General features: G+C 69.2%; 19 protein-coding genes. 10 read left to right on the top strand and 9 right to left on the bottom strand.

From position 1 onward, the window contains the following. Positions 1 to 232: 232 nt before the first annotated feature. From QSK31_RS36080 to QSK31_RS36065, 4 genes are read right to left on the bottom strand one after another with little or no spacing between them, the layout of a single operon-like run. Complete coding sequence (locus QSK31_RS36080; RefSeq protein ID WP_285689173.1) at positions 233 to 1,453, bottom strand: ABC transporter permease; 1,221 nt, start codon at positions 1,451 to 1,453, stop codon at positions 233 to 235. Continuing rightward, on the bottom strand, positions 1,450 to 2,148 hold the full coding sequence (locus tag QSK31_RS36075) for an ABC transporter ATP-binding protein (RefSeq protein ID WP_285689172.1): 699 nt from the start codon (positions 2,146 to 2,148) through the stop codon (positions 1,450 to 1,452). Before QSK31_RS36075 ends, QSK31_RS36080 begins: the two co-directional genes overlap by 4 nt. Then, positions 2,145 to 3,212: a peptidoglycan-binding protein gene (locus QSK31_RS36070; RefSeq protein ID WP_285689171.1), complete on the bottom strand. Its 1,068-nt coding sequence runs from the start codon at positions 3,210 to 3,212 to the stop codon at positions 2,145 to 2,147. The genes QSK31_RS36075 and QSK31_RS36070 overlap by 4 nt, the downstream gene beginning before the upstream one ends. Then, complete coding sequence (locus QSK31_RS36065; protein WP_285689170.1) at positions 3,209 to 3,730, bottom strand: hypothetical protein; 522 nt, start codon at positions 3,728 to 3,730, stop codon at positions 3,209 to 3,211. Before QSK31_RS36065 ends, QSK31_RS36070 begins: the two co-directional genes overlap by 4 nt. Positions 3,731 to 3,894: 164 nt before the next feature. Between QSK31_RS36065 and QSK31_RS36060 the strand changes: the two genes are divergently transcribed. Together QSK31_RS36060 and QSK31_RS36055 are read left to right on the top strand one after the other, a co-directional pair. Continuing rightward, complete coding sequence (locus QSK31_RS36060; protein ID WP_285689169.1) at positions 3,895 to 4,563, top strand: response regulator transcription factor; 669 nt, start codon at positions 3,895 to 3,897, stop codon at positions 4,561 to 4,563. Then, the gene (locus QSK31_RS36055) at positions 4,557 to 5,801 is read left to right on the top strand and encodes a sensor histidine kinase (RefSeq protein WP_285689168.1); all 1,245 of its coding nucleotides are present in this window, start codon (positions 4,557 to 4,559) and stop codon (positions 5,799 to 5,801) included. The genes QSK31_RS36060 and QSK31_RS36055 overlap by 7 nt, the downstream gene beginning before the upstream one ends. Before the next feature lie 472 nt (positions 5,802 to 6,273). On the opposite strand, the gene QSK31_RS36050 is transcribed toward QSK31_RS36055, so the two are convergent. Continuing rightward, a complete protein-coding gene (locus QSK31_RS36050) occupies positions 6,274 to 6,630 on the bottom strand; it encodes a MerR family transcriptional regulator (protein ID WP_285689167.1) in 357 nt (118 codons plus the stop codon). A 97-nt stretch (positions 6,631 to 6,727) separates the two neighbouring features. Here QSK31_RS36050 and QSK31_RS36045 point away from each other — a divergent pair, with 97 nt between their 5' ends. Continuing rightward, a complete protein-coding gene (locus QSK31_RS36045; RefSeq protein ID WP_285689166.1) occupies positions 6,728 to 7,477 on the top strand; it encodes an NADPH-dependent F420 reductase in 750 nt (249 codons plus the stop codon). A 202-nt stretch (positions 7,478 to 7,679) separates the two neighbouring features. Here the strand turns inward: QSK31_RS36045 and QSK31_RS36040 are convergent, their stop codons facing one another. Beyond that, positions 7,680 to 9,086, bottom strand: coding sequence for an amidase (locus QSK31_RS36040; protein ID WP_285689165.1), 1,407 nt, complete (start codon positions 9,084 to 9,086; stop codon positions 7,680 to 7,682). Between the two features lie 64 nt (positions 9,087 to 9,150). Between QSK31_RS36040 and QSK31_RS36035 the strand changes: the two genes are divergently transcribed. The 3 genes from QSK31_RS36035 to QSK31_RS36025 all read left to right on the top strand — a co-directional run bounded on the left by QSK31_RS36035 (position 9,151) and on the right by QSK31_RS36025 (position 10,965). Next, positions 9,151 to 9,342 (top strand): hypothetical protein, encoded by a 192-nt coding sequence (locus tag QSK31_RS36035; RefSeq protein ID WP_285689164.1) that lies wholly within the window; start codon positions 9,151 to 9,153, stop codon positions 9,340 to 9,342. A gap of 39 nt (positions 9,343 to 9,381) precedes the next feature. Next, complete coding sequence (locus tag QSK31_RS36030) at positions 9,382 to 9,996, top strand: NAD(P)H-binding protein (RefSeq protein ID WP_352244532.1); 615 nt, start codon at positions 9,382 to 9,384, stop codon at positions 9,994 to 9,996. Positions 9,997 to 10,518: 522 nt separating this feature from the next. Continuing rightward, positions 10,519 to 10,965, top strand: coding sequence for a hypothetical protein (locus tag QSK31_RS36025; protein WP_285689163.1), 447 nt, complete (start codon positions 10,519 to 10,521; stop codon positions 10,963 to 10,965). Between the two features lie 51 nt (positions 10,966 to 11,016). Here the strand turns inward: QSK31_RS36025 and QSK31_RS36020 are convergent, their stop codons facing one another. Genes QSK31_RS36020 through QSK31_RS36010 form a run of 3 tightly spaced genes read right to left on the bottom strand, consistent with a single transcriptional unit; the run spans position 11,017 to position 12,539 of the window. Continuing rightward, positions 11,017 to 11,424 carry an arsenate reductase ArsC gene (locus tag QSK31_RS36020; protein WP_285689162.1) on the bottom strand — a complete coding sequence of 136 codons (408 nt, stop codon included), beginning with the start codon at positions 11,422 to 11,424 and terminating at the stop codon, positions 11,017 to 11,019. Further along, positions 11,417 to 12,172: an aquaporin gene (locus tag QSK31_RS36015; RefSeq protein ID WP_285689161.1), complete on the bottom strand. Its 756-nt coding sequence runs from the start codon at positions 12,170 to 12,172 to the stop codon at positions 11,417 to 11,419. The genes QSK31_RS36020 and QSK31_RS36015 overlap by 8 nt, the downstream gene beginning before the upstream one ends. Beyond that, entirely contained in the window at positions 12,165 to 12,539 is a 375-nt protein-coding gene (locus QSK31_RS36010; RefSeq protein WP_285689160.1) for an ArsR/SmtB family transcription factor, read from the bottom strand. The genes QSK31_RS36015 and QSK31_RS36010 overlap by 8 nt, the downstream gene beginning before the upstream one ends. 92 nt (positions 12,540 to 12,631) lie before the next feature. On the opposite strand from QSK31_RS36010, the gene QSK31_RS36005 reads away from it, so the two are divergent. From QSK31_RS36005 to QSK31_RS35990, 4 genes are read left to right on the top strand one after another with little or no spacing between them, the layout of a single operon-like run. Continuing rightward, positions 12,632 to 12,868, top strand: coding sequence for a hypothetical protein (locus tag QSK31_RS36005; RefSeq protein ID WP_285689159.1), 237 nt, complete (start codon positions 12,632 to 12,634; stop codon positions 12,866 to 12,868). Further along, positions 12,865 to 14,082 carry a M28 family metallopeptidase gene (locus QSK31_RS36000; protein WP_285689158.1) on the top strand — a complete coding sequence of 406 codons (1,218 nt, stop codon included), beginning with the start codon at positions 12,865 to 12,867 and terminating at the stop codon, positions 14,080 to 14,082. The genes QSK31_RS36005 and QSK31_RS36000 overlap by 4 nt, the downstream gene beginning before the upstream one ends. Before the next feature lie 9 nt (positions 14,083 to 14,091). Beyond that, positions 14,092 to 14,421 carry an ArsR/SmtB family transcription factor gene (locus tag QSK31_RS35995; RefSeq protein ID WP_285689157.1) on the top strand — a complete coding sequence of 110 codons (330 nt, stop codon included), beginning with the start codon at positions 14,092 to 14,094 and terminating at the stop codon, positions 14,419 to 14,421. Beyond that, on the top strand, positions 14,418 to 14,924 hold the full coding sequence (locus tag QSK31_RS35990) for a GNAT family N-acetyltransferase (RefSeq protein ID WP_285689156.1): 507 nt from the start codon (positions 14,418 to 14,420) through the stop codon (positions 14,922 to 14,924). The genes QSK31_RS35995 and QSK31_RS35990 overlap by 4 nt, the downstream gene beginning before the upstream one ends. Positions 14,925 to 14,927 lie beyond the last annotated feature (3 nt).

Genomic DNA, 14,927 nt, shown 5'->3' with positions numbered 1-14,927 from the left:
AGAGCGAAATTCTGCTGCGCTGCCTGACATCGAGGCTCGAACTGCGGACGGCATGTCCGTGTCGACCTCCAGTCGATCGTTCCAGCACTCATCGATCTCCTCGACGATCTCGGCAACCGGTCCGTCGTCGCCGCTTCCACCCGCGGCCAGCAAGGCGCGCTCGTGGCTTCGCGTGATCGCGAAGTGCACCCGCGGCAAGCGGAGGATCCTGTGGCTCGTACGTCTGGGTTGGTCAGCCGGCGGTCAGCGCTTCCGTTGGGGGGAGGCGTCCGGCGCGCATGGCCGGATAGAGGCCGGCGATGGCGCCGATCGCGATCGAGGCGGTGACGCCGCCTGCGATTCCGGTTGTCGGGATGACCGTCGGCCAGCCCTGGAACGTGGCGTAGACGGTGACACCGGCGAGGCCGATCGCGGCGCCGGCCAGGCCGCCGAGTACGGAGAGCGCGACTGCCTCGGTGAGGAACTGGAGCAGGATCTGGCGTCGTCGGGCGCCGAGAGCACGCCGTAGTCCGATCTCCTGGCGGCGTTCCAGCACCGAAATGATCATTGTGTTGGCGACGCCGACACCGCCGACCAGCAGGGATACCGCGCCCAGTCCGATCAAGAGGCTGTTGAAGGTGTTCTTGGCGGCCAGTTGCGCGGTGAGCGCGTCCGATGGCCGGCTCACCTTCACCGCACTCGGATCTTGCGGGTTGGCGGTACGCGCCAGGACTGCTCGCACCGCGTCCACGGATTCGTCGACGGAACGGGTGTAGACGCGGGTCGGGTGGCCGTCGAATCCGAGGCGGCCGGTGGCGACGTCCCAGCCGACCAGGGCGGAGGTGTTGATCTCCGGGGCCAGGTCGAGCGGTTCCAGGACACCGATCACGGTGAACCACTGGCCGGAGATGAACACCTGCCCTCCGGGTTCGGCGCCGAGCAACTGGGCGGTCGTCGAGCCGAGGACGATGGCCGGGTACCGCGCGGTTGCCTGGTTCAGCCAGGTTCCGCCGGCCAGCTTGCCGCCGAGGGTGTCCAGCAGATCCAGGCGGGCGGCGGCGACTTCGATGCCCTGCGACTCGCGCGGGTCGATCTTGTCGGTGCGCCGTACGGTTGCGCCCTTGACGGTTCCGGTCGCGGTGGCCGACTGGATGGGGCCGATCCGTTTGATCATGTCGACGACCTCGTCGGGCAGCGGGGGGTTCTGGCCGACCAGATTCTGTCCCGGTTCGACAGTCAGCAGGTTGGTGCCCAGGCCGGCGATCTTGTCCAGGAGCTGAGCCTGGCTGGCGGCGCCGACGCCCAGCACCGCGACCATCGCGGCGATCCCGATCGCGATGCCCAGCCCGGACAGGATCGCGCGCAATGGCCGGCCGCGCAGTCCGAGCAGACCAACGCCGATGAGGTCGCTGGTGCGCAGCCGTGCCGTTCGAGGCAGCGGCGGCGAGGGCGTGGTGGCGATTGACGGGTTCATGCGGCGCCCAACCTGGCGCTGCGGTCGGAGCGGATCTCACCGTCGAGGATCTCCACCTGACGGTCGAACGCGGCGGCGATGCCGTTGTCATGGGTGATCACCGTGATCGTGGTGCCCTCACTGTGCAATTCGTGCAACAGCTCGATGATGGTGTCGCCGGAGCGGGAGTCCAGCGCACCGGTGGGCTCGTCGGCGAGCACGATGGCCGGCCGGGCCACCAGCGCGCGGGCGATCGCGACCCGCTGGCGTTCGCCTCCGGACAGTTCCTGGGGGCGGTGTCCCAGCCGGTGGCCGAGGCCGACTCGTTCCAGCGCCGTGGCCGCCTCGCGCAGCCGTTTCTTGCGGGCGATTCCGTGATAGAAGAGCCCGTTGGCGACGTTCTGCACGGCCGTCAGGTGGGAGGTGAGGTAGAACTGCTGAAAGACGAAGCCGATCCAGTTCGCGCGTACCGCCGACAGTTGGACGTCGTCGAGTTCGGCGACGTCGTGCCCGAGGATGCGCACCGTCCCGCTGGTCGGGCGGTCCAGGGTGCCCATGAGCTGCAACATGGTGGACTTCCCGGATCCGGAGGGCCCGACGATCGCGGTCAGCTCGTCCGGCCAGATCCGCAGTGAGGCGTCGTGGAGCGCGCGTACGCCGCCGGGATAGGACTTGGTGACCCGATCCAGTTCGATGACCGGAGGTGCTTCAGTCATGTTGCCGGCACCGTCACTTTCATGCCCGCCGTCAGCCCGTTGCCCTTGATCTCGACCCGGCCGCCGGCGAACGCGCCGAGTTCGACCACGACGATCCGCTTCGTGCCGTCGCCGGCGACGGCCTGGACCCCGAAGCCACCCTCGGCCAGTGCCAGCAAGGCGTTGACCGGCACGGCGAAGACCCCTTTGTGTACGGTTCCCCGGAAGTCGACCGTGACCGGCGCACCGTCCAGGGCGCCCGTCACCGCGGGATCGTCCAACGCGATGACGACGGGCAAGGTGGGGGTTTTGTCGCCACCGTCGTCATCGCCCGAAGGAGCCTTGGCCGTCGTACCGACCGTGACGACCTTTCCGCTCGCGTTCTTACCGTCCGGCAATCCCACGGTGACCTTGCTGCCGCGGACCGCCAGCGCCGACTTGGTGGGCGGCAGGTCGACAGTCACCTGCTTTCGTACACCGGTCGCGGTGAGGACCTCACCGGCCGCGCGTGTACCTATCTTGGCTTTGACCTCGGCCACCCGGATGGCGCCGGGGAGCACGACCACGTCGCCGACCTTGACCCGGCCGGTGCGTTCGGCGCCGAGAGCCTTCTGCCATTTCCGCACCGCCGCGGCCGTGGCGGCGGTGAACTCGTCGTCCACGTTCAGGCCACCCCCGTAGCCGAGCTTCCGCAGGTTCTGTTCGAGAATCCGGACGTCCGGACCGTCGGCGACACCGTGGTACAACTCGCGCCAGAACGGCAGCTTTCCATACAGCAACGGCACCGGCTGGTTGTCGCCGTCGTACACATGCTGTCCTCGGGTGATGGTGTCACCCGGCTGCGGAAGCCAGGTCACGATCGAGCTCCGGTCGGTCTCGACGGAGACCGTCCCCGCGTAGCCGAGGGTTCCGTCGACCTGCTGGGTCTCCACCAGATCGGTCTTCACCACCGGTGTCGTCAGATCCTGGCCGGCCGCGACCTGCTCGCCCCCGCGGTCGTCGCGGGTGAGGATCACCACGGACCCGGCGATCACGGCGGCGGTCACCGCCACGGCGACCACCGCCACCTTCGTACGCTTCCTCACTTGCTGCCGTCCACCGGGACCTGCTGCATGCACTTCTGGAACGCGGCCGCGAGTTCCGGGGTCTGCGCGGGCACCTTCATCCCCTGACCCGGGACCGGGTCGGGCCAGTCGACGCCCTGGTCACGCATGCATTTGGCGAACTTGCGCCGCTGCGCCTCCTGCTTGGGATCGTTCGGGTTGACTCCGGTGCTGCCGCTCTGACTGGTCTCGTACTGCTTGCACTTGTCCATCGCCGCCGTGAGAGCCGGACTGTCGGCCGGCAAGTCCGGTCCCGTTCCGGGCTGCGGGTCCTTGACGTCGATCCCGTTGTCCCGCAGGCACTTCGTCCACTGCGCGGGGTCATTGCCTGCCGCCGACGCGCTCGGGGTGACCGCGGCATCCTTCCCTCCGCCGGTGGCGATCCCGTCCTTCGACCCTCCGGAGTCACCACAACCGGTGAGCGCACAGCTCACGGTCAGCATCAGTCCGAGCGCGGCCGTCCGGATCAGGGGCCGGCGGTGCGATGTCACGTTGCGCATATCCACTCCTCGGGTCGTGCTCGGCCGGCAACCGCCGGTACGACCCGAAGTTCTACGGCGTCCGGTGTTTCACCGGCGTTTCACCGTGGCCGGCCAGCTGCTGTTATGCCGGTGAAACACCACCGGAGCTACGGTCGACGCGAGATCCGCACCCGGAGGTGGCCATGCGCGTGCTTGTGGTGGAGGACGAGAAGCTCCTCGCCGGCTACATCGCCGAAGGGTTACGTGACCGGGCGATGTCAGTCGACGTCGCCCATGACGGCGATACCGCATTGGACAAGCTCGTCACCGACTGTTACGACGTGGTCGTTCTCGACCGGGACCTGCCCGGTACGCACGGCGACGAGGTCTGCCGACGCATCATGGAAACCGGCGGACGCGCCCGTGTGCTGATGCTCACCGCGCTCGCCGAGGTCGCTGAGCGCGTTTCCGGTCTACGGCTCGGCGCCGACGACTACCTCGGCAAACCGTTCGACTTCGACGAACTCGTCGCCCGCCTCGACGCGCTCGGCCGTCGCTCCCAACCGGCCGTGCCTCCGGTGCTGCGCCACGAGGACATCACGCTCGACTCGGCTCAGCGACATGTGACACGCGCCGGCCGCCCGGTCCCGCTGTCGAACAAGGAATTCGGTGTGCTGGCAGCCTTGATGGCCGCGAACGGCACGATCCTCAGCGCCGAGGAACTGCTGCGTACGGTGTGGGACGAACACGCGGATCCGTTCACCAATGCCGTACGGGTGACCATGTCCCGGCTCCGGGCGAAGCTCGGCGAACCCTCCATCATCGACACTCTGCCCGGCGTCGGCTACCGGATGGCCGGCCCGGCATGCTGAACCGGCTCACGCTGCGCTGGCGGCTCACCCTCATGCACACCGGCGTCTTCGTCATCGTGGCCGCCGCGGTGGTGACCATGGTCTTCGTCCAGAACCGCATCGTGATCACGAGGGTCGGCAACCTCTCCGAGCGCGACCTCGCGGCCCTGCAATCAGCGCCACCCGCCCCCACTTCCGGTGTGGAGTCCGGCGCGACCGGATCGGACGGGAAGCCCTCGGCCCTGTCAATCCTGGACTCGATCTCCGTGCAGCGCGACGATGCGATCGGCACCATCGTGACCCAGTGGATCGTGGCGTTCGCCGTGCTGACCGTCATCGTCGGGCTTCTGGCCTGGTGGGTCACCGGGCGGGTGCTGAATCGGGTCCATGCGATGACCACTCAGGCACGCCGCATCTCCGTCGCCAATCTGCACGAACGGATCGCCGTGCACGGCCCGGCCGACGAACTCCGGGAACTCTCCGACACCTTCAACGACCTGCTGACCCGGATCGACGACGCTTTCAGCGCACAGGCACGGTTCATCGCCAACGCTTCGCATGAGCTGCGCACTCCGCTGGCCGTGGCCCGTACGACGTTGCAGATCGGGCTGGCGACCACCGATCCGAGCAGGGTCCGGCGCGTTCGTGACGAGCTGCTCCGCAACAACGACCGGTGCACCGCGCTGATCAACGGCCTGCTCACCCTGGCCCGCGGGGAACAGGGCCGGCGCGGGCGGGAGACAGTGGAGTTCGACGACGTCGTCCGCCAGATTGCCCGGGAAGCGGCGGCGGACCGCCGACCCGACCAGCCCGGGCTGCGGCTCGACGTGCCCGGCCGCTGCACGGTCACCGGCGACCGGCTGCTGCTCGCCCAACTCGTCCGCAACCTGATGGACAACGCCCTGCGATACAACGTGCCCGGCGGCGAGGTGCTCGTACGGCTCACCCCGGACGGGCACCTGACGATCAGCAACACCGGCCCGGTGATCAGCGACGGCGAAGCCATGCGACTGTTCGAGCCGTTCTACCGCGGCGCCGAACGCACCGGGCGCACCGACGGCGCGGGACTCGGGCTGTCGATCGTGCGCGCCGTCGCCGCGGCCTGCGGTGGCATTGCCACCGCCACTCCACGAGACGGCGGCGGCCTGGTCGTCGAGGTATACCTCGCGCCCACGACAGAGCCGCACCTCCCCGACTCGCCCGCCCTCGCGTCAAGCTCTCGGGCTGCCCGAGTCGAACGGGAAGAGCACCACAGTTAGTACTCCATGGAACTGAGCGTCAGCCCGGCGTCACACAGAAGCGCGGCGCGCTGGTCGGCGCGTTCGGCGCCTCACGGTTCCGGGTAGTCGCCGGCGTTGAACACCCAGCCGTCCATGGCGGAGAAGTCGAAGCGCGGCGGGGAGAACACGCACCCGGTAGCCGCCCACCGGCTCGGGCCACGACGCAAATCATCCGGTATGCCCCTTTTGCGCGACCAGTTCGACTCAGCCCTATAGGCCTTTCAGGCGGGTGTGAGAAGGCGTTGGCCCGCCACACCGCGTTTGATCGAATCCCATCGGTGGATCTCTGATTGCGGGACTTGATCAAGAGGTGCCAGCAGGTGAGGGCGCAGGCGAGGCTGACGAAGCTGTCGTGGATGTCGAGCGTTGCCAGATTCGAAGGCACGTCGCCGCCTTTCGAGGCAGCCCGGCGATCAGGCGTGCACGCCCACGACGTGGTAGATCGGGACGCCTATGCGTCGCATTCCCAGGTGGGGTCAGTCACGATGGCGATGACTTCGCTGAGGCGTACCCGGGCCTGGGTCATCGCGGCGATCTGCGCCTCCAGCCGGTCCTGCTCAGCGACCAGCAGGGCCCGTGTACGAGGTACGCATTCAGCATCGAGCAGCGGGAGCAGATCCGCGATCACCCGGCTGGACAAGCTGGCCGCGAACCCTCGCCGGATCAGCGCCACCCGGGCGACGGCCGCCTCGGCATAGCGGCGGCGGCCCGCCGAGTCCCGCTCGGCCGTCAGCAGGCCCTGCTCCTCGTAGTAGCGCAGCGAGCGCACGCTCGCACCGGTGCGGGCCGACAACTCCCCAATGCGCACCTATGACCACCACCACATCACCGGGACCTCACATCGATGGCAGCTCTTAGCGTAGCCACCGCACCCCTTCAATCCCCTTTCGCGGAGGAGCAGCCATATGAACGGCACGCTCGGCATCATCGGCAGCGGCACCATCGGCTCCGCCATCGCCCGCAGCGCGGTCATCGCCGGTAGGCACGTGGTCATCAGCAATTCACGCGGGCCGGAGAGCCTCGGCGCCCTGATCGCCGAGCTTGGCCCGCTCGCCCGCGCCGCCACCCCGGCCGAGGCGGCGCAGGCAGGTGACCTCGTGGTCGCGGCCATCCCGCTGGCCAACTACGAGCAATTGCCACGGGAGCCGCTCGCCGGTACGACGGTGATCGACACCATGAACTACGCACCGGCCATGACTGGCTGGGCGCGCCCGGAACTCGACACCGACGAACTGACCTCCAGTGAACTCGTGCAACGGTTCCTGTCCGGCTCATCCGTGGTCAAGGCGTTCCACGACGTCAACGGCAGGCTGCTACGCGAACTGGCCCGCCCGGCCGGCGACCCGGACCGAACCGCTCTGCCCATCACCGGCGACGACCCCGCCGCCAAAGCAAAGGTCACCAAGCTGATCGACGACTTCGGCTTCGACACCGTCGACGTCGGCAGCCTCGTGGAGAGCTGGCGCATCGGGCCCAATACCCCGCTCTACTACGAGGCCTTCGTCGGAGCGGTCCCACCGGGCCTGAGCCTGCCCGAAATCTACGCCTGGCTGGCCACCACCCCGCTGATCCCCACCCCGGCCGCGACGGTCGCCGAACTGGCCGCCACGACCGGGCGCCAGCCCGCAGGCTTTCAGATCAGGCCCTCGGCCTGACCGGCAACGACGCGGGCACCGAAACGGTCACCGAGCCAGTGGGAGCGTGGTCCACGTCCTGACCACCGCGCTCCTGGGACATCCGCTCTTCGGCATGTCCGTGCGCGGATCCCTGCTGGTTCGCCGTAGCGCTATGTGATGAGGTGGCGGGCTGCTGGTGCTGGGCCGGGCGGTACACGGTTCGCGCTCAGGTGGCGGGTTGTCAGCCGCGGGGCAGCGGTGGCCGGGTGCGGGTCCAGTCGGTGGCCTGTTCGTAGGCGCGAGCGGCTCTGAGTACGAGTGCATCGGCGTGGCGAGGGCCGACGATCTGTAAGCCGACTGGAAGGCCGCCGGAAGTGAATCCGCAGGGCACGCTCGCGGCCGGCTGCTGGGTCATGTTGAACGGATAGGTATAGGGAGTCCAACTGGTCCAGTCCACCGAATGCCAACCGGGTGGGACGTCCCTACCTTTCGGGAACGCGGTGATCGGCAGGGTCGGTGTGAGCAGCAGATCGTAGGACTGGTGGAAGCGGCCCATCCGTACGCCGAGATCCGCTCGCAGCGCGGTCGCCTCTAGATAGTCCGCGGTACTGACGCCGGCAGCCCGTTCCACGCCGCGGCGCAGGCCGGGATCTACGCGCCGCAGGGCGTCAGTTCCGTAGGCCTCAAGGACCTTGGCTGCGCCCGCGAACCACAGCACGTGGAAGGCCTCAACCGGATCCGCGAAACCGGGATCGGCCTGCTCGACGTGCGCACCGGCATCGGCCAGGACCGCGGCAGCGGCCCGCACCGCGGCCTCGACCTGTGGGTCGTTGCGCACGTAGCCCAGGTCCGGTGAGAACGCGATGCGCACGCCGCGCACGCCGTCGTCCAGTCCGTCCAGGAACGACGCGGTCGGGGTGGGCAACGCCGACCAGTCCCTCGAGTCGAAGCCGGTGAGGATGTCGAGCATCAAAGCGGCATCGGCGACGCAGCGGGTGATCGGGCCGGCGTGCGAGAGGGTCCCGAATGGGCTCGCGGGCCACACCGGGACCAGCCCGTACGTCGGCTTGAGCGTGACCGTACCGGTGAACGCGGCGGGAATGCGTAGTGATCCACCGCCGTCGGTGCCGACCGACCACGCACCCATGCCGAGCCCGACCGCCGCCGCGCTGCCCCCGCTCGATCCGCCGCAAGTCAGCGCGGCATCCCATGGATTGCCGGTGGGGCCGTGACGCGGCGAGTCGGTGACGCCCTTCCAGCCGAACTCCGGCGTGGTGGTCTTGCCCAGCAGGACAGCTCCTGTTTCCCGGAGCCGGGCCACCGTCGGGGCGTCCTCGGTCCATAACCCGCGTTCATCGATCAGGTTTGTGCCGCGCAGCGTCGGCCATCCACGGGTGTACAGGAGGTCCTTGATCGAGGTCGGTATGCCGTCACCCGGCCCGAGCACGCTGCCGCTGCGCCAACGGGCCTCAGACCGCACGGCGGCAGCCACCGCACCGACAGCGTCAACCAGGACGAAGGCGTTGACGTCGTCGTTGCCGGCATCGATCGCGGACAGCGTGGCCCGGGTCACGTCAACCGGGGACACGCTACCGTCCCGGTACGCGGCGATCAGTTCAGTGGCCGTCAGGCGGGCCAGGTCGGTCATCGTCCACCTCACGCGTGTCCCGTGATACGTCCAACGGATCGGACGTAGCTCCCGCACCGTCGTGATGTCCGGCAACGCCCTCATCTCGGCCAACATTCTGCTCGACGGGCCGATTCACAACGAACAAGACCTGCGCGCCCACACCGACGAGATCGTCACCGTCCTGAGCGACGCACTCGAAGACCTCCGCCCATGGACAGTGCACCCAAGGGTGGCGCAAGATCACATCAACCACCCCGTTAGCTTCGTACAGTGACCTTCACCAAGGTCCAGGTTGGACCCAAACGAAACGGAAGTGCTGACATTGCGAGTGTTGCTCACCGGGGCGACCGGATTCATCGGGTCAGAGACCCTTCGCCAACTGGTCGACCGACCCGACGTGAGCAGGGTGACGTGTTTGGCGCGGCGTCCCGTACCGGTTGACTCGGACAAAGTCGAGTCGCTCGTGTTGGACAACTTCGACGTGTACAACTCCGAGGTGGTCGACCGGTTGGCTGGTCACGATGCCTGCATCTGGGCACTGGGCAGCCGCGTCGCCCCGGGCGGCGACAAGGTTCTCCACCATCGATTGACCGTCGATTACCCGATAGCGTTCGTCGACGCGTTGCCGCCCGGCGATTTTCGATTCTGCTACGTCAGTGGTTGGGGCACTAAGCCAAAGAGCGTGAAAGGACGCGCCGAGATCGCGCTACGCGAGTTCGGGGCGCAGCGGCCAGGCATGGACGTGTTCTGCTTCCGCCCGGCGAAGGTGCTTCCGCAGGGGACGAATGCCTTGGTACGCGCGCTCTACGGGTCGCTGTCGGTCGGGGTCGACGTGCTGGCCCAGGCGATGATCCGGGTTGCTCTGGACGAGCCGGCCGAAACCCCCGAGGTCATCGAGAACAAGCAAATTCGGACGCTGGGCCGGTGAACCGGTGGTTGTCGCGGCCGGTCCGCGGCGGCGGATGCGCGGGACGCCGGCGTTCATCGTGGTAGCTGTCGAGGTCGATGGCGGCCGGGAGCCCCGTGTCCTGAACACCGCGGACCGCCTTGTACCGCACACCGAGGCGAAGCGGCCGTACGCTGCGCCCTATCGGCGGCAGACGGGGATACCGTTTCGATTCATTCGATTGTGCGGGATGGCCTCGAAGATCCCGAACCGAGCCGTTGACCAATCAAGGTGAAGTCAGCGTCGGTAAGGCCGATGAACGGGTCGACGCGGTGCAGAAGAGCAGTCCCCTGGTGCCGAGTGGATCGCCGGCCTGCTCGCGCTCTTCGACTTCGAGGTGGGCCGTGCTCCGTCGGGGGTCGTGACGACGTCGGCAACGACCGCCATGATCGGGTACGCATCCCGTATGGGGCGGTAATGATCTTGGCTTCGCCACCGCGGCGCACGGACCGTTCCGTCACGCCGCCGGGCCGTGCTCATGCAGGGCAGTTGGAAGGAGGAACCGTGACTGGATCAGTGGGTGAGCCGCAGGTCAGCACGCTGCGGCTGCCTGGGGTCGGGTATCTGTTGCAGTGGCGGAGCGACGGTTTCTGGCGCGAGCTCAACGACGTACAGCACCGTGACGAGGCCGCCGGGTTGTTCATCCCCGGCGAGGACGAGTGGGCCGCGTGGACCGGTGTTGCTCAACCGCACTCACGGGGCGGAGGGTGGGACGGTGCCGCAGCCTGGTGGATGGTCTACGGAGAGCTTCCCGGCGAGCAGGCGCCCGATGTGGTGCTGGCGGACGGCACCCGCCCATCGGTGCAGGTTTTCGGCCGGGTGTGGGCCTGCGAATGGCATGCCGTCGCCCAGCCGGCGACCGTGCACCTGCAGGGTACGCAGTTCGTCCTGCCATTCGCGGAACCGGCGTACCGCGGCACCGACACGCCCTGGGCGACGAATGGCCGCTGATCGCCGGGCAACTCCGGAATCTCTAGCACCACTGCCCGGTCGCCTTCGTGATCAGGTGGCCGGGATGAGGTCGGCGAGCAGCCTCTCGATGCGGGCCTTGATGTCGTCGCGGATCGGGCGGACGGCCTCGACGCCCTGCCCGGCGGGGTCGTCGAGTTTCCAGTCCTCGTAGCGCTTGCCGGGGAAGACGGGACAGGCGTCGCCGCAGCCCATGGTGATGATGACGTCGGAGTCGTACGCGACGTCGTACTCGAGGATCTTGGGCTTTTGATCGGTGATGTCGATGCCGACCTCGCGCATGGCCTCGACGGCGGCCGGGTTGATGGCCTCGGCGGGGGCGGAGCCGGCGGAGCGGACCTCGACGGCGTCACCGGCGAGGTGGCGCAGCCAGCCGGCGGCCATCTGGGAGCGGCCGGCGTTGTGCACGCAGACGAACAGGACGCTGGGTTTGTTACTCACGAGCAGAGACTCCTTCGGGTACGAGGACCTCGCCGGCCGCCCGGCCGACGGTGGGATACAGCGCCAGCAGCAGGCCGACGCCGGTGATCAGGCCGATCAGTTGTGCGGCGATGAAGCCGGGCACCGAACCCGGGGCGATGCCGGCGAAGGTGTCGGTGAACGCCCGGCCGATGGTGACCGCCGGGTTGGCGAAGCTGGTCGATGAGGTGAACCAGTACGCGGCGCCGATGTAGGCGCCCACGGCGGCCGGGGCGACGGCGGCACGGCCGGAGCGGGCCAGCGCGAAGATCAGCAGGAGCAGTCCCGCGGTGGCGACCACCTCGCCCAGCCACAGATGCCCGGCCGAGCGGTCCTTGCCGGAGAAGGTGACCGCGGCCAGGTCGAACATCAGGTTCGCCAGGATCGACCCCGCGATCGCGCCCGCGGTCTGCGCGAGCGCATACCCCGCCAGATCGGCGCCGGACAGGCCGTTGCGGGTGCGGCGCCCGAGGAACCAGTCGGCCGCGGAGACGACCGGGTTGAAGTGCGCGCCGGACACCGGGCCGAAGGTGAGGATCAGCGCGCCCAGCGCGAACGCGGTCGCCACCGAGTTCTCCAGCAACTGCAGCCCGACATCGTCCGGCGAGAGGATGGTGGCCATGACGCCGGAGCCGACAACGGCGGTGACCAGCAGTGCGGTGCCGAGGAACTCGGCGAGCAGCCGACGCCACAGGGCGATCTGGTGCATTGCGGTGCCCGGCTCACTCACCGCTGTCGTCGACGGCGAGCAGGGCGGCCAGCTGACGCATGAGGACGGGCCGTGCCCGGTAGTAGACCCAGCTCGCGCGCCGTTCCGCGTCGACCAGGCCGGCCTCGCGCAGGGTTTTGAGGTGGTGCGAGATGGTCGGCCCGGACAGCGCGAACGCCGGTGTGAGGTCGCAGACGCAGATCTCGCCGCCGTCCGCCGAGGCGATCATCGACATCAGCTGCAGCCGGACCGGGTCACCCAGAGCCTTGAACGCGGGTGCGAGCGTGCCGGCCACCGTGCCGTCGAGCTTCTGCTGGGTCATCGGCGGGCAGCACGGCGCGTCCGATTCGGCATCCGCCGGGTTCGTCGCAACAGCTGATTTTGACATGCGTCGAGGTTGACACATATCTAATCCGCGTGCAAACCTCGGCTTTGACAGTCATCGAGTTCGAGACTTATCGAATCCACGGAGGAAGTGTCATGACCGAGACCAGCACTCCCGTTCCTGGCGGGTTCACCGGTGACCCGGCGGCCGCGCTGCGGGTGAACGGGACGAGCGGATGTTGCGGCAATCCGGCCCGCGACGACCTGGCCCTGCCCGCAGCCGCATCTGGTCCGTGCTGCGGCACCGCCGCGGAAGCGGCCGCCGACGACGCTTGCTGCGGGAGCGCGGCGAAGGCGGACGCGGTCACGACCGGCAAGGGTTGCTGCGGATGACCACCGGCCTGGACGGCATGGTCGGCGCCGTCGACGGTGACCGGCTCGCCGCCACCGTCGCCGCGCTGGCTGATGCGCCGTTCACCGGCCGCCGCGCAGGCTCGCCCGGCGGGGCCGCCGCCCGTGAATGGCTGGCCGGTCGCCTGCGCCACGCCGGCGCACAGGTCGGAGTCGAGCCATTCGAGGTGCGATCAGTTCCCGAGATCCACGCCGTGCCGCGGGCCGCATGGCATGACGGCCGCACTGCCGAGGCGCTGACCTTCGGACGCCAGGTCATGCCCCAGGTCACCTCCGCCGACGTCCCCGCGGCCCGCCGCGGTGGACTCGCGGTCGCCGGGACCGGCGATCCGGCGGGCCGGTGGCTGGTGGTTCCGGAGGGCATGTCGCTGTTCGACGCGTACGGCCACGCCGGCGGCGCTCTCGGGCTGCTGATCGGCCGGGCCGTCGACGAGCACGGCTGGCACTACACGATGCTCGCCGGACCGGATCCCGGCCCGCTGCCCGTCCTCGCCCTGGACCGGGCCGCCTACGCCGCCGTCGCGGGGGCGGCCTCGGCGCGGGCCGGCTGGCTCGAGGCGAGCACACCGATCCGCCGGGCCGACGTGACCGCGGCGAACCTGCACGCCCACTGGAGCGGCGGCGTCCCGGCCGTACTGCTCACCGCCCACTACGACGGCGTCGGGGACTTGCCCGGCCTGCGCCAGCCCGCCGCCGCCGACAACGCCAGCGGTGTAGCCGTCGTCCTGGAAGCCGCCCGGCTCCTCGGACCCGGGCACAGTCTGGCTGTTGCGCTGCTGGACGCCGAGGAGATCGGCGCGCTCGGCTCCGCCCACCACGCCACCCAGCTGCGCCGGGCGGGCACCGCGCCGATGGTGATCAACGTCGACGGCGCCGGGCACCTGCACGAAGCCGCCGCAGTCGAGGCCGGCGGCCCGGCACACCGCCTGCTCGCCGCCCTGGACCAGGCCGGCCGGCACACCGGCGTCCCGCTCGCCGCCGGGCCGGTGGCCTCCGACAACCGCCGCTACGCCGCCGCGGGACTGCCCGCGATCGGCATCGGCGCCGGCATGGCCGGCTACCACAGTCCCGCCGACACCCCCGGCCGTGTCGACCTCGGCACCCTGGTCGCGGTGTGCCGGCTCGTCGTGGCGACCGTCTGGCTCGCCACCACCGACCCCGCTAGACTTTCATCGTCAATCGGCGATAGACGATGAAGGTGTTTGATGAGCGATCTGCTCGACCGCGCGACCGCGGAGACCTACGCGTCGTGGTTCCGTGCCCTGGCCGACCCGACCCGGGTACAGATCGTCGAATATCTCGCCCGGCAGGCTCGCCCGATGCCGGTCGGGGAGATCGTCGCCGCGGTCGGGCTGGCGCAGTCCACCGTCTCGCAGCACCTGAAGGTCCTTACCGAGGTGCGGTTCGTGCTGGTCGATCCGGTCGGCACTGCCCGGCACTACCGCATCAACACCAGCTGCATCGCCTGCTTCCCGTCGGCGGCGGATGTCGTGATGGGCCGCCCCGCCCCCGCCACGATCGGCGACTGCTCGTGAGCGACTTGAGCATCCGGCCCATGACACCCGCCGACGCGGCCGCGGTGCTGGGGATCTACCAAGCCGGCATGGACGGCGGCAACGCCAGCTTCGAGCACACCGCGCCCGGCTGGGACGCGTTCGACGCGAGCAAACTGCCCGGCCACCGCCTGGTCGCCGCCGATCCCGACGGCGCCGTGCTCGGCTGGGTCGCCGTCTCGCACGTGTCACCCCGGATCGCCTACCGCGGTGTCGTCGAACACTCCGTCTACGTCGACCCCGCCGCCCACGGCCGCGGGATCGGCCGCGCACTGATGCAGGCCTTGATCGCCTCGACCGAGGCGGCCGGGATCTGGACCCTCCAATCCGGGGTCTTCCCGGAGAACACCGCCAGCCTCGCCCTGCACCATGCCTGCGGGTTCCGCACCGTCGGCGTCCGCGAGCGGGTCGGCCGGCACGCCAGCCAGAACAACCGGTGGCGCGACGTCATCTTCATCGAACGCCGCAGCCCCGCCATCACCTAGGAG

It is taken from the genome of Actinoplanes sp. NBRC 103695 (assembly GCF_030269485.1).
In the GTDB taxonomy this organism is placed as follows: domain Bacteria; phylum Actinomycetota; class Actinomycetes; order Mycobacteriales; family Micromonosporaceae; genus Actinoplanes.
Note: the sequence above shows the minus strand (reverse complement) of the source record. Positions and strands in the feature narration are given on the sequence as shown.

Excerpts from the sequence above, each read along its gene's own strand:
- QSK31_RS36080 (WP_285689173.1), bottom strand. The coding sequence starts at position 1,453 with ATGAACCCGTCAATCGCCACCACGCCCTCGCCGCCGCTGCCTCGAACG.
- QSK31_RS36075 (WP_285689172.1), bottom strand. The coding sequence starts at position 2,148 with ATGACTGAAGCACCTCCGGTCATCGAACTGGATCGGGTCACCAAGTCC.
- QSK31_RS36055 (WP_285689168.1), top strand. The coding sequence starts at position 4,557 with ATGCTGAACCGGCTCACGCTGCGCTGGCGGCTCACCCTCATGCACACC.
- QSK31_RS36005 (WP_285689159.1), top strand. The coding sequence starts at position 12,632 with ATGACCGAGACCAGCACTCCCGTTCCTGGCGGGTTCACCGGTGACCCG.
- QSK31_RS36065 (WP_285689170.1), bottom strand. The coding sequence starts at position 3,730 with ATGCGCAACGTGACATCGCACCGCCGGCCCCTGATCCGGACGGCCGCG.
- QSK31_RS36010 (WP_285689160.1), bottom strand. The coding sequence starts at position 12,539 with ATGTCAAAATCAGCTGTTGCGACGAACCCGGCGGATGCCGAATCGGAC.
- QSK31_RS36040 (WP_285689165.1), bottom strand. The coding sequence starts at position 9,086 with ATGACCGACCTGGCCCGCCTGACGGCCACTGAACTGATCGCCGCGTAC.
- QSK31_RS36000 (WP_285689158.1), top strand. The coding sequence starts at position 12,865 with ATGACCACCGGCCTGGACGGCATGGTCGGCGCCGTCGACGGTGACCGG.
- QSK31_RS36035 (WP_285689164.1), top strand. The coding sequence starts at position 9,151 with ATGTCCGGCAACGCCCTCATCTCGGCCAACATTCTGCTCGACGGGCCG.
- QSK31_RS36060 (WP_285689169.1), top strand. The coding sequence starts at position 3,895 with ATGCGCGTGCTTGTGGTGGAGGACGAGAAGCTCCTCGCCGGCTACATC.
- QSK31_RS35995 (WP_285689157.1), top strand. The coding sequence starts at position 14,092 with ATGAGCGATCTGCTCGACCGCGCGACCGCGGAGACCTACGCGTCGTGG.
- QSK31_RS36045 (WP_285689166.1), top strand. The coding sequence starts at position 6,728 with ATGAACGGCACGCTCGGCATCATCGGCAGCGGCACCATCGGCTCCGCC.